The 11,995-nt window shown below is 61.3% G+C and carries 11 protein-coding genes, 3 tRNA genes and 1 pseudogene; 8 read left to right on the plus strand and 7 right to left on the minus strand.

Features of this window, described 5'->3' with window-relative positions; translation table 11 throughout:
- Positions 1-56: 56 nt before the first annotated feature.
- Positions 57-284, plus strand: a pseudogene (locus tag EG850_RS01565) (DUF2867 domain-containing protein); the annotation flags it as partial.
- A gap of 36 nt (positions 285-320) precedes the next feature.
- Here the strand turns inward: EG850_RS01565 and EG850_RS01570 are convergent.
- Complete coding sequence (locus EG850_RS01570) at positions 321-1,217, minus strand: TIGR01777 family oxidoreductase (protein WP_124969586.1); 897 nt, start codon at positions 1,215-1,217, stop codon at positions 321-323.
- Between the two features lie 15 nt (positions 1,218-1,232).
- Positions 1,233-1,805 carry a MarR family winged helix-turn-helix transcriptional regulator gene (locus tag EG850_RS01575; protein ID WP_124969189.1) on the minus strand — a complete coding sequence of 191 codons (573 nt, stop codon included), beginning with the start codon at positions 1,803-1,805 and terminating at the stop codon, positions 1,233-1,235.
- Between the two features lie 178 nt (positions 1,806-1,983).
- Here EG850_RS01575 and EG850_RS01580 point away from each other — a divergent pair, with 178 nt between their 5' ends.
- Positions 1,984-4,065 carry an MMPL family transporter gene (locus EG850_RS01580; RefSeq protein ID WP_328588366.1) on the plus strand — a complete coding sequence of 694 codons (2,082 nt, stop codon included), beginning with the start codon at positions 1,984-1,986 and terminating at the stop codon, positions 4,063-4,065.
- Between the two features lie 304 nt (positions 4,066-4,369).
- On the opposite strand, the gene EG850_RS01585 is transcribed toward EG850_RS01580, so the two are convergent.
- Entirely contained in the window at positions 4,370-5,059 is a 690-nt protein-coding gene (locus tag EG850_RS01585; protein WP_124969191.1) for a hypothetical protein, read from the minus strand.
- A 133-nt stretch (positions 5,060-5,192) separates the two neighbouring features.
- Here EG850_RS01585 and EG850_RS01590 point away from each other — a divergent pair, with 133 nt between their 5' ends.
- From EG850_RS01590 to EG850_RS01600, 3 genes are all read left to right on the plus strand, one after another.
- Entirely contained in the window at positions 5,193-5,390 is a 198-nt protein-coding gene (locus EG850_RS01590; RefSeq protein WP_124969193.1) for a MerR family transcriptional regulator, read from the plus strand.
- A 155-nt stretch (positions 5,391-5,545) separates the two neighbouring features.
- On the plus strand, positions 5,546-6,703 hold the full coding sequence (locus tag EG850_RS01595) for a tyrosine-type recombinase/integrase (protein ID WP_185714897.1): 1,158 nt from the start codon (positions 5,546-5,548) through the stop codon (positions 6,701-6,703).
- Positions 6,704-6,873: 170 nt separating this feature from the next.
- Positions 6,874-8,067: an IS1249 family transposase gene (locus EG850_RS01600; protein WP_235829183.1), complete on the plus strand. Its 1,194-nt coding sequence runs from the start codon at positions 6,874-6,876 to the stop codon at positions 8,065-8,067.
- A 59-nt stretch (positions 8,068-8,126) separates the two neighbouring features.
- On the opposite strand, the gene EG850_RS01605 is transcribed toward EG850_RS01600, so the two are convergent.
- The 3 genes from EG850_RS01605 to EG850_RS01615 all read right to left on the minus strand — a co-directional run bounded on the left by EG850_RS01605 (position 8,127) and on the right by EG850_RS01615 (position 8,470).
- Positions 8,127-8,199 (minus strand) — tRNA-Phe (locus tag EG850_RS01605).
- A gap of 71 nt (positions 8,200-8,270) precedes the next feature.
- A tRNA-Asp gene (locus tag EG850_RS01610) sits at positions 8,271-8,344 on the minus strand.
- 53 nt (positions 8,345-8,397) lie between these two features.
- Positions 8,398-8,470: transfer RNA gene (locus EG850_RS01615), tRNA-Glu, on the minus strand.
- 243 nt (positions 8,471-8,713) lie between these two features.
- On the opposite strand from EG850_RS01615, the gene EG850_RS01620 reads away from it, so the two are divergent.
- Positions 8,714-10,075: a M23 family metallopeptidase gene (locus EG850_RS01620; RefSeq protein ID WP_124969199.1), complete on the plus strand. Its 1,362-nt coding sequence runs from the start codon at positions 8,714-8,716 to the stop codon at positions 10,073-10,075.
- A gap of 73 nt (positions 10,076-10,148) precedes the next feature.
- Here EG850_RS01620 and EG850_RS01625 read toward each other — a convergent pair whose 3' ends face one another.
- Complete coding sequence (locus EG850_RS01625; RefSeq protein WP_124969201.1) at positions 10,149-10,637, minus strand: inorganic diphosphatase; 489 nt, start codon at positions 10,635-10,637, stop codon at positions 10,149-10,151.
- A gap of 100 nt (positions 10,638-10,737) precedes the next feature.
- On the opposite strand from EG850_RS01625, the gene EG850_RS01630 reads away from it, so the two are divergent.
- Positions 10,738-10,971 carry a PLDc N-terminal domain-containing protein gene (locus tag EG850_RS01630; RefSeq protein ID WP_124969203.1) on the plus strand — a complete coding sequence of 78 codons (234 nt, stop codon included), beginning with the start codon at positions 10,738-10,740 and terminating at the stop codon, positions 10,969-10,971.
- Between the two features lie 20 nt (positions 10,972-10,991).
- On the plus strand, positions 10,992-11,993 hold the full coding sequence (tilS, locus tag EG850_RS01635) for a tRNA lysidine(34) synthetase TilS (RefSeq protein WP_124969205.1): 1,002 nt from the start codon (positions 10,992-10,994) through the stop codon (positions 11,991-11,993).
- The last annotated feature ends 2 nt before the right edge of the window (positions 11,994-11,995 follow it).

Here is an 11,995-nt window from a genome sequence, read left to right on the forward strand (position 1 = left end):
GATTCAGACCACACCTACACCCTCAAATGCGATGAGCCGTTGAACTCGCCATCCCGAACAAACTTCTTCGCCTCAGAGCTGAAATGCAGCTCCCCGGAGAAGCCTGGCTAGAGCTCGGAGTCGACCCCAGGTCGTCGGGTTCCCGCTACTGGCAGAAAGCCACCTTCTTCCCACAGGGGCTGGCAGGAAGACTCTATTGGCTGAGCATGCTTCCGTTCCATGGGTTCATTTTTCGCAGTATGGCTCACCGAATCGTCTTGCAAGCAGAACAATTAGAGGAATAGGTTCCATGGGCCAATGCGCGGCGTAGAGGTTGTGGTCTAGAAGACTATCTCGTGAATCGCGTCCTCTGCCGTCGGGTGTATGAACTGGAAGCCGCTGTTCATAAGTACTTCCGGAGAGACGCGCGCATCAGTGGTGAGAAGTGATTCGGTCGCATCTTTTCCCAACCCAATCCGCAACGCTGCCGTCGGGGTGGGCAGGAGGAACGGCCTATGCAGCTTCCTGGCAAGCGCCCTTCCGATCTCTGCATTGGTTGCATGAACGGGGCCTGCAAGATTTACCGGTCCGGTAATCGTGTGCGCCAGGATGTGATTAATCGCTCGAATCTCATCCTCCAATGAAATCCAAGGCCAGACCTGTTTCCCGCTTCCGAGCGGCCCGCCGAGACCGAGTCGTGTGAGCTGGATCATTGGGCGCAACACTCCTTGCGGGTGCAGGATCGGGGCGGTGCGTAAAAGAGTCACCCCTGTGGTTTCGTCCGCCCTGAGCGCTTCGGATTCCCATGCAGCGCACAACTGGGCAAGAAATGTGTCGCCCACCGGTGACCGCTCCGTAAATTCGAAACCCGGCTTGGAGCCATAAAACCCGGTGGCCGAAGCAGAAATGAGCGAGGGAATAGGTTCGCCATTCTGAGCCAAAGCCCGAATTGCTGTGACGATTGTGCGGGTCGCGTCAATTCGGGATCTCCAGAGCGTGTCTCGATACTTCGAGGTCCAGGGGAGATGGCCGACGCTTGCTCCGCCAAGTGAAACAATTGCACTTGCGTTGCGGAGAATATCCGGGTCAAGCTGCCCGGAGTCAGGATTCCAGCTGACCTCATCAGCCGATTTCACGGGGCGCCTCACGAGCCGCACCACACGCTTTCCCTGGTCACGCAGATCAGCAGCCAGGGCGGTGCCCACTAAACCAGATGATCCCGCAATGATCACACTCATGTCTTTCACCCGTTCTTAGTGTTGTTGGATAGCCCAGCGCTCAGTGGAGACATCAAGCTCGTTTGCCATATCGTTGATAAATCGTGCGACCACCTCGCGCTCTTGAGAAGTGAGCCGCGCCGCCGCATGAAATCGTTTTGCCTGCTGGCGACCCACTGTCTGCATGGCGGCTTCGTGCGTGTCAGGTGTGATAGCGAGCGCGACAGCTCGTCTGTCTTCTGGATGAATTGACCGCGTGATGTGACCGCCTCGTTCGAGACGGTCTAACAGTTTTGTTGTTGAAGCAGTCGAGATTTTCAGGTGGGTTGCCAACATTCCCGGGGTTGCTATCTTCTTTGAATTCGCTGTGACGATGAGAAAATGCAGAGCACGCATGTCATTCTGCCCAAGTTTCATGTAGGCCAATGAGGCCTCTGACAGGCGGTCCTCCGCATCGCGGAGCGCGCCGAGCGCTGCCATGATTTCTCCGATTTGTTGCATGGATTCTTGATCCATTTCGGAGCGATCGATGATCCTGCTTTCAGGGTCATTCGCTTCGACAACGAAGAGGCACGGGCTCTCTTCTGGCGTTGAACTGGCACCGGTCATGGTGTTATATTAGCCGATATCAGTTATTTACCAAGGTGAATAAATTACCTTTGCTAGGCAAAAGGGAAGCGCCATAAATCCACGTGCAGCACAACCGCTGACAGAATCAAAAGAAGCTCGACCGAGAGTTCGCCGTTGGGCACGAGTACTGACTCCGGCGATCCTGATTCTGCTGTGGGTGGGTGCTGGCAGCGTGGGTGGCCCATATTTTGGCAAAGTTGATGAGGTCTCATCAAATGACCAGACTGCGTATTTGCCTAGTTCGGCTGACGCCACCCAGGTGCAAGAACGACTTGCTGATTTCCGCGATTCCGAGGCAATTCCCGCGGTCGTGGTGGTCGCAAGTGAAAAAGTGCTCACGCCCGAACAGCTCTCTCAACTCAGCGATGCGGTCGCATCGCTCCCCAAAACCGTGCCAGGCGTGTCCTCAGAGGTGTCTCCGCTTATTCCGTCCGAAGACGGTAAGGCCGCTCAAACCTTTGTGCCTATTGACGGGAAGGATGGGATTCGCGAAGCAACGACCGGAATCGGTGAGCAGTTGCGAGCTGTGGCTCCCGAGGGCGTTCAAGTGTATGTCACCGGTCCCGCTGGGTTCACCGCTGATCTCGTGAACGCCTTTTCAGGGATTGACGGACTCCTGCTCGGTGTTGCGCTGCTCGCCGTGTTCATCATCCTCATCATTGTGTACCGTTCCCTGCTCTTACCTGTAGCGGTGCTGACGACAAGTTTGATGGCGCTGACCGTTGCGCTGCTTGCGAATTGGTGGCTCGCAAAATGGGGGCTCTTCATGCTCTCTGGTCAGACTCAAGGCATTCTCTTCATTCTCGTGATCGGTGCAGCAACCGACTACTCCTTGCTATATGTGTCTCGGTTTCGTGAGGAGTTGCGAAAGACAAAGGATCGCGGCACTGCGACCCGGCAGGCCCTTCGTGGTTCGTTCGAACCAATCCTCGCCTCGGGAGGCACCGTAATCGCCGGGCTGCTGTGTCTACTGCTTTCAGATCTCAAGTCCAATAGTTCACTCGGTCCCGTCGCTGCTGTGGGAATTCTTTTTGCGATGCTTGCAGCCCTCACGCTGCTGCCCGCCATCCTTTTCGCATTCGGTCGTGCCGCTTTTTGGCCTAAGCGCCCACACTTTGAACCTGAGGTTGTTGCGGCAGAGCATGGAATGCCAGTGGGCATGTGGGCCCGGCTCGCCAACTTTATTCGCACTCATCCACGACCCATTTGGGTAGTTACTGTCGTGGTGCTCGCCGTGGGCGTGTTGGGTGCGAGCCAGCTCAACGCATCGGGAGTGCCTCAGTCAGGCTTGGTGCTCGGAGCCAGTGAGGCCCGTGATGGCCAGAAGGTACTCGGTGAGCATTTCCCCGGCGGTTCGGGAAGCCCCATGTATGTCCTCGCTCCCGAGGCTGCTCTCCAGCAGACCGGCAAAACGTTGATCGGCATCACTGGTGTTGACAGTGTCTCGGTGGTATCGGCAGATTCACCGAGCGGCACCGCCCTGGTCACCACAGGCGGACTGCAGGCGTTTGGCCCTCCCGGAACTCCCGCGCCGGAGCCCACGGTTTCGCACGGAGAAGTACTGCTACAGGCAACGCTCAGCGACGCAGCAGATTCTGAGGCCGCGGAGCAGGTTGTGCGCATCACCCGTGGAGAGCTTTCGGGTAGCGGCGCGATCGTAGGCGGCGTGACGGCAACCGCAGTTGACACGAATGACGCGTCGATTCATGACCGCACGCTCATCATTCCCGTGGTGCTGCTGGTGATCCTGCTGATTTTGATGTTGCTGCTTCGGTCGATTGTTGCGCCGCTGATTCTTATCGCGACAACCGTACTGTCTTTCGGTACTGCGCTTGGGGTCGCCGCGTTGATGTTCAATCACGTCTTTAACTTTCCTGGCGTCGACCCGGCCGTGCCACTCTATGGGTTCGTGTTCCTTATCGCACTCGGCATTGATTACAACATATTCCTGATGACTCGGGTGCGCGAAGAATCAGTTGCGCACGGCACCCGAGAGGGCATTTCGCGCGGTCTCGCCATCACGGGCGGCGTGATCACCTCCGCCGGTCTCGTACTCGCGGCAACGTTTGCGGCTCTTGCGGTCATCCCAATTCTGTTCCTCGCGCAGATCGCATTCATCGTGGCGTTTGGTGTGTTGCTTGACACCTTTATTGTGCGATCGCTACTCGTTCCTGCGCTCGCAACAGATATCGGCCGCAAAATCTGGTGGCCCTCAAAACTCGGAAAAGGTGAAATGTAGAAGTGGTTTCAACGCCTCACAGGCATGTAGTGAGTGGGAGCTGGGGAAGAATCCTGAACTCGAAGGTTCGACCGACGTTGGGAGATGCGATCCGTGCCGCCTATCTGGACAACGGGGTCGGGCCGTTACCTCGCGAATGCAAGCGCGTTTCATATGCTAACTCATGTGCTAGCGACCCCGCTAGGTCGTGAAGAACAGTGCATTTACCCACAGGTAGGTTGCACCGAAATGTTGGAATCGTGAGGCAGAACGACTGTTCATGATTCCATGTGCGAAGGGGACGGAACAGTTCGAGTCCACGATGCTACCCAGCACGGCCGCGACGCCCGGGCGGGAGCAGTCCGCGGCTGCGGGCCTTAGCGACCCAGCCCTGCGCCGTGCTGAGTGCGACACCGTTGATGTCAGCCATTGTCGCTGACGGGTTCTCGTCGCCTTGCCCTGAGAGCTTGCCGTGCTGCAAGGCGACGAGTTCGTAGAAGTCGGGCACCTGCTTGGGGTTACCGAGTGGCTTCAATAGTTCCCTGTCGCTGATCTTAAGGCCGCTCGGGAGCACAACCTTGTTGCCAGTCACGGTAGCAACGCGCTTCATCGCGAAGAGACGCTTGTTAATCGCGGCCTCGATCTTCGCTGTCGGGAGTTCACGTAGCAGATGGCTCGTGATAGGGTCGCCCGGTCGCCACGGCAGATAGATCACTCCCGTGATGCGCACTTCCTCGGGGGTCGCATAGAGCTGGCGCTGCAAACGGATCATCACCCGCGTAGCGGTGGCCTCATGCTCAATGTAGCGCCAGCGACCATCAGCGGCTTCGTTCTGCTCCGAGTTGGCATTGCTCGCCTGGTCGTCATAGCCGAGCACGCGATCTATCTCGTCACTGGTATCGTCGGCACGTTCTCCGGGGAACCGAGCAGCGAGGTGCCAGCCAGCTGGCAGATCGGCCTGCGCGATCAGGCCATCTGCGGTCTGATCCCAGGGGCGGGGCGTCGGAAGTGCCATGTGCACCAGTCTAGCGAACTAACCCGCTTGTCTCATGTAGTTGCGATTACGTGTTGTTTGTGTTTCAGTATCAGGTATTCGCAATAACGCTAGATCCTGGCGACACTCGACCGCCCCGGCGAAAGGAATGGGCATGACCGAGGCAACGACGCAGACCGACTACCTCACACGCGCCGAAGCTGCCGCTCGCTGCCGGGTGCCACTGCCAACGTTCGACAAGCTGCGTCGCGACGGACTGATCCCGGAGCCGGATGCCGAGGTGGGCAAGCACAAGCTCTGGCGCGCAGACACCATCGAAGAGTTCCTCGAAGTCGGCGGAACGAGACGCTGATGGCCGGGCGTCCGTCAAACACTTCCCCGGCTCGGGTCGATCCGAACACAGGTCGCCCGCTGCCCGAGGGGATACGGTGGCGGGCGAATCGCAAACGGTATCAGATACGTGTGACGGTGACCGACCTTGCCGGGAATAAGCAGCATCGTTCTCGTATGCTCCTTACGCTCGCGGAAGCGAAGCGCGAGCTGGCAAAAGAGGTCGCTGGTCGCAACCCGAACGCGGGCATGACGCTCACGCAATGGCACGAGCGATACTGGCCCGCTGTCGCAGCGTCAGTGCGGATTGGAACTGCGCGCGGCTACGACGTGTCGTGGCGCAAGCGGGTTCAGCCGACGCTCGGCGACAAGAAGCTCGAAGAGATCACCTCGCCACTCATCGAGTCGGCGATGGTGGCGTGGGCGGGGTCTCCGTCGATCAAGGTAGATTCGCTTGCCGTGCTCAGCCGCCTGCTCGACGGTGCACGCCGAGCAAGGATCATCGACTACAACCCGGCACGAGAAGTGAAGCGCCCGAACCAGGACACCTCCACTTCCCCAACCTCGCGGGCACTCAACGTGCAGCAGATCAGGAGACTGCTCGAACTCATCCCAAAGGGCGTGTACCGGAGTTACGCGGCAGCGCTCGTATTCACGGGGATGCGCGCTGGCGAGGCAACCGCGCAGCGGGTGCGCGACGCCGACCTGGAGCAGAACATCCTCCGCATCAGCCGCAGCTTCTCCCCCGGCATGAACGGCGAACTGGTCGAACAAAGCCCCAAGAGCCATAAGGAGCGGGAAGCCCCGATTACGAATCAACTCCTTCCGTTTGTCATCGCGGCGGTCGAGGGTAAGGAACCAGATGACCTGTTGTGGGCTGGACAGAACGGTGGCAGACTCACCGCACGTAACTTCCGCCGCGCTGTCGATTGGGAGAAAATCAAGCAAGAACTTCGCCGCCCCGATCTGCGGGTGCACGATCTCCGGCACACCTTCGCCACGATCCTCTTCGACGCAGGAGCCTCTGCACCTGACGTGCAAGCCGTACTCGGGCATTCCAGCCTGCAAGTCACCGAACGCTATTCACGCGCACGCGAGGGTGTCGCTCGGCGGGCCGGGTCGGTGCTCGACGAGCTCTTCGAGCCCGACAAGCCGAAGTCGAAGAAGAACACCAAGAAGAGCAGCACGACGAACGGCGCAAAGAAGTCGCGGCGCTCGTCTGCGAGCCCGAACCTTGCCGACTCGTTCAGCAACCCGTTCGAAAGCGCTGACTACAGCACGGGCCGCGAAAATGGCCCAGGAATGGCCCAAGGTCGCGGCGGGCTCGGCTTGTAAGGACCACGATAGATCCTGCGACTTCGCGCAGGATGACGGCGGGGCGGCGCAAGACGACGCTAGAGCGACGCAGACCGGGGGTTATAGGCCAAAAAGTGTGTATAGAAGGATCGTTCTCCCGCACCAGCGCGCCGAACACGCCCTAACCTCTTACTCCGGCACCCTTGACCGTGCCGAACCCGACCAACACCAGCACCTGTCTGCTATGCGCAACCCGACTCGTGAAAAACGGGACCACCAGCGCCGGTACTCAACGCTGGCGCTGCCCCCGCTGCGGGGCTTCCAGCACTCGCCGACGCCCCGACCTCACCCGCAGACACGAGCTCGACCGGTTCCTTGACTGGCTCACCAGCAAACACGCCCAATCCGAGTTGCCCGGCACCAGCGCCCGCACCTTCCGCCGCACCACCGCCTGGTGCTGGCAGATAGTGCCCCGCCTCGGGCCCGTGGAAACCCGCCACCACCACATCCTCCTCGACGGCATCTACCTCGGCACCTGGTGCCTGCTCATCGCCACCACCGCCGGACCCCAAGGCCTCGGCCACGTGCTCGCCTGGCAATGGTGCGCCACCGAATCCCACGCCGCCTGGTCCGCGCTCCTGGAACGAATCCCCGCCCCAACTGTCGCCGTCTGCGACGGCGGCACCGGACTGCACTCCGCACTCCGCCGACACTGGCCCACCACCCGGGTACAACGGTGCATCTTCCACGTCCAACTGGGCACCCGACGCCACCTCACCCGCAACCCCCGCACCGATCCCGGCCGACGGCTGCTGCAACTCAGCCGGGCACTGTCCGACATCCACGACATCGACGCGGCCATCACGTGGCAACAACACCTCGATACCTGGTGGCAAGCGCACGGACACCTCACCAAGGAACGCACCTACCACCGGCACTCCGGCCAGTGGTGGTACACCCACGACCGGCTCCGCAAAGCCTGGCACCTGCTCCACCGCCTCAACCAGCAAGGCGTCCTGTTCACCTATCTCGAGCACGGCAACGCGCGCACGACCAGCGCGCTAGAAGGCGGGATCAACTCCGGTATCCGTGACCTGCTCCGCCGCCACCGCGGCATGCCCGAGGCCCACCTCCGACGGGCCGCCGAATGGTTCCTCACCCTCAAAGAACTCCCACGCGACCAGGTCTACGACCTTATCCCGCGCGTGGAACCCGCACCGGCCCCAATGGAACAGCCGACGAGGTGGTCGGACCGGTGTCCTACGACACCGCCCTCACCGCGGACGAAGGGCTCTGGGCCCGCGCGGGATGGGCCGGACGTAGCCAACGCGACTAGACACACCCGACGCTATACACACTTTTTGGCCTATAAGCCAGAACCGGCGTCTCACCAGGAAAAATAAAGGAACCCCCACGAGTAGAAGCCTCATGGGGGTTCAGTAATGGCATAATGACCACTACGTGGCTCCGACGGGCGTCGATCCCGTGACCTTTCGATTTTCAGTCGAACGCTCTACCAACTGAGCTACAGAGCCGAGTCACGATTGCCGTCGAAACATCATCGTGTCTCTAGTGAGAATGCCCTCCGGAGAGGGCATTGCACTCGCGACCCTGACGGGACTTGAACCCGCGACCTCCGCCGTGACAGGGCGGCACGCTAACCAACTGCGCTACAGGGCCATATTAAATTACAGACGATCCACTCTAACAGTCCTCGGAAGCATTCGCCACCGTGACCCCAACGGGATTCGAACCCGTGTTGCCGGCGTGAAAGGCCAGTGTCCTAGGCCACTAGACGATGGGGCCGAAGCCCTGCAGTCGTGGACCGCCGAGGAACAACATTAGACGACGAGTCCCAACCGCGCAAATCGGCACGGCTCGGCCGTTCTTCGGCGCGTCAACGAGCCATTCTTCGCGCCTGGGGGTTACGTTTGCGGCGCAAGCCGACTAACGTGGCCTGTGTTACTAGTGTGACTAACATGCACAAAGTGACATTCGGGGCTCGATGATGCCCACCACGCACCGGATTCGCAAGACTGAAGGAACAGGATGCCCGCAACGCGCTCGACGACGACTCGCACGCGCCGCAACGGCCTGCGTGCCATCTCGGCGGCGGTGCTCACCTTCATCCTCGTCGGCAGCGGCCTCAACGCAGCCGTCGCCAAAGACCTCGACGACTACGCGACCTGGGACGATGTCATCGCCGCCCAGGGCGACATCGATCGTCAAAACGCGCTCATCGATGAAATCAACGTGCAGATCGACGACCTCAACAACCAGGTGACGATCGCCGAAGGCAACGCCCTGGCCGCAGGCGACATCTACTCTGCGGCACAAGATGCCGCCACCGCTCAGGCGGGCCTGCACTACACCCTCGACCAGCAGGCGCAGGATGCGGCCACGACCGCCGAGGCCGCCGAACGTGACGCTGGCGCCATGGCTGCTGCGATGTCCAACCGGGTGAGCAACGACCCCACCATGCAACTGCTCACGCAGCCCGAGCAGGCCGATGACTTTCTCATGAGCATGTCGACGCTCTCAAAGCTCGGCACGTACAACGGTGCTGTCTATGAGGATGCGGTGACCGCGCGGAATAACGCCGATTCGCTCGCTGATCAAGCACAGGTCGCACTCGATGAACGCATCCGGCTCGAAGACGAGGCCGAAAGTGCCTACAACGCGGCCGTTATCGCCCAGGCCAATGTGCAAACCGCGCGCGACAACGCAGTGACGCAGGGCAGTGAGCTCGAAGCCATGCTCATCCCGCTGAAGGAACACCGCGATGTCGTCGAGGCCGACTATCACGAGGGTGAACGCCTGCGCGAAGAAGAGCGCAAGCGCATCGAAGAGCAGCGTCGTCGCGAGCAAGAAGAGCGCGAGCGTATCGCCGCCGAAGAAGCCGCGGCTGCCCAGGCGGCGGCTGAGGCCGCTGGCATTCCCTATGTGCCGCCGGCTCCGTCGTCGGGCGACGGCGGCGCTGGGTATAGCGGGGGCATATCGCCGCCGATGAGCTGGAACTCGGTCGTCACCAGTCCCTACGGTATGCGTTGGCACCCAACGCGGGGCGGCTACTCGACGCACTGGGGCCTCGACCTCGTCGTCCCCGGCGGCAGCTGCTGGGCGCCGCTCTACGCCATCGACTCCGGCACCATCACCTATGCGGGTGAGATGGGCACCTACGGCAACATGGTCGACATCAACTCGAATGGCACGACCTTCCGCTACGCCCACATGTCCTACGGCGGCATCAATGTGTGGCCGGGACAGTACGTCAACGCCGGCGATGTAATCGGCTACGCCGGCACAACCGGTGCCTCGACGGGTTGCCACCTGCACCTCGAAATCATGCCCTGGGGCAATAACGTTGACCCGCAGGTCTGGCTCGCTGACCGCGGCATCTACTACTGGTAGCGGTAGGTAACGCGCATAAGAAGGCGGGGCGTGCATCCATTTGGATGCACGCCCCGCTACTTAGGTGAGTTGCTTACTCGTGGGGAACGAACGAGGCGATCGCGCGCTCGATGATTTCCTCGGCCTCGGCGGCGGTGCCCCAAGCCTCGACCTTGACCCACTTGCCGGGCTCGAGGTCCTTGTAGTGCTCGAAGAAGTGCTTGAGCTGGTCGCGGGTGTTCTGCGCGACATCCTCAAGTTCCTGGATGTGAGCCCAGCGCGGGTCCTTGGCGGGCACGCAGAGCACCTTGTCGTCACCGCCGGCCTCGTCGGCCATGCGCAGCACGCCAACCGGGCGCACCTTCAGGCCCACACCCGGGAACACCGGGTACTCGAGGAGCACGAGTGCGTCGAGCGGGTCGCCGTCATCGGCGAGGGTGTTCTCGAAGTAGCCGTAGTCGACCGGGTAAACGAACGGCGTGAACAGCACGCGGTCGAGGTAGACACGACCGGTTTCGTGGTCAACCTCGTACTTGTTCTGGCTGCCGCGGGGAATCTCGATGACGACGTCGTACGCGCCCATGGTGCTCCTTGAATGACGATTCGGATGCAGAAACGTTGCAACTCCCAGGCTACCGCGCGACCATGGACGCGGCAGTGACCGCAGAGGATTGGAACGCACCATGGCGAAGAAGACCGATTGGAACAGCCTCAACGAGAACCAGCAGGCGGGCATCGTGTTGCTTGCCGCAATCCAGGTGGGGCTGTTTTTGTTTGCGCAAGGGGCACTACTCGGCCGCCCCAAAGAATTTGTGCGCGGACGCAAGTGGGTGTGGTTCCTCACCAACTTCATCAACTTCTTCGGACCGATCGCTTATCTCACCTTTGGTAAGCGACGTACTCCGCGCGCGCGGTGATGGCGCACTAGGCTGGCCACGTGCCTGATCGTCCTCGCCTTACACCCCCGGTCGCCGACATTCGTCGCGCGGTGCGTAATTCGTTGCGCGGTGTTGCCCGCGAGGGTGACCTAGTTCTTGTTGCGCTTTCGGGCGGCCCCGACTCGCTGGCACTCGCGGCTGCGGCGGCTTTTGAGTGTCCGCGGGCCGGGATGCGCGTGGGCGCGGTGTGCATTGACCACCAGCTTCAGCCGGGTTCGGCGGAGCAGGCGGAACGTGCCGCGGCGCAGGCGCGCGAGCTCGGCCTCGCCCCGGTCGTTGTTGAGCGCGTCGACGTCGTTGATGACGGCGCCGGACCGGAAGCTTCGGCGCGAGCGGCGCGCTACGGCGCCATTGACCGCATCCGTGAGCAATTGGGTGCCACGCATGTGCTCCTCGGACACACGCTCGACGACCAGGCCGAGACCGTACTGCTCGGTCTCGCCCGAGGATCAGGCGGCAAGTCACTGCACGGCATGGCGGTGGTGAACGGCACGCTCGTGCGACCGCTCCTCGGTATCCGTCACGCCGAGACGCACCAGGCTTGCGCCGACCAGGGTCTCGAACCGTGGCACGATCCGCAAAATGAGGATGCCCGCTACAAGCGGGTGCGCATCCGTCAGACCGTCATGCCCATGCTCGAAGCCGAGCTTGGCCCGGGAATTGCCGAAGCGCTGGCCCGCACCGCGACGAGTCTGCGCGAGGATTCCGAGACGCTCGATGCGCTGGCGAATGAGTGGGCGCACGAGATTATTGGTCACGACGAGCAGGGTCGCATCACGCTTGATGTTGGCGGGCTCGTGACGCAACCCGCGGCCTTGCGCCAGCGCATCTGTCGCCTGGTTGCTGAGCAGGGCTTTGGGGTGTCGCTGTCGCGCGCACACACGATGGCGGTGTCGGCGTTGGCGACCGAGTGGCGTGGGCAGGGTCCGATTGATCTGCCGGGAATTCGCGTCGAGCGCGACAATGGCCAACTGTTTTTCGACGCGACTCGCGACGATTGATC

This window comes from Gulosibacter macacae (genome assembly GCF_003865375.1).
Classification (GTDB): Bacteria; Actinomycetota; Actinomycetes; order Actinomycetales; family Microbacteriaceae; genus Gulosibacter; species Gulosibacter macacae.

Bases quoted from the DNA above. Each gene is read 5' to 3' on its own strand.
- EG850_RS01620 (WP_124969199.1), top strand. From the start codon at position 8,714: ATGCCCGCAACGCGCTCGACGACGACTCGCACGCGCCGCAACGGCCTG.
- EG850_RS01570 (WP_124969586.1), bottom strand. From the start codon at position 1,217: ATGAGTGTGATCATTGCGGGATCATCTGGTTTAGTGGGCACCGCCCTG.
- EG850_RS01595 (WP_185714897.1), top strand. From the start codon at position 5,546: ATGCTCCTTACGCTCGCGGAAGCGAAGCGCGAGCTGGCAAAAGAGGTC.
- EG850_RS01590 (WP_124969193.1), top strand. From the start codon at position 5,193: ATGACCGAGGCAACGACGCAGACCGACTACCTCACACGCGCCGAAGCT.
- EG850_RS01585 (WP_124969191.1), bottom strand. From the start codon at position 5,059: ATGGCACTTCCGACGCCCCGCCCCTGGGATCAGACCGCAGATGGCCTG.
- EG850_RS01625 (WP_124969201.1), bottom strand. From the start codon at position 10,637: ATGGGCGCGTACGACGTCGTCATCGAGATTCCCCGCGGCAGCCAGAAC.
- EG850_RS01575 (WP_124969189.1), bottom strand. From the start codon at position 1,805: ATGACCGGTGCCAGTTCAACGCCAGAAGAGAGCCCGTGCCTCTTCGTT.
- EG850_RS01630 (WP_124969203.1), top strand. From the start codon at position 10,738: ATGGCGAAGAAGACCGATTGGAACAGCCTCAACGAGAACCAGCAGGCG.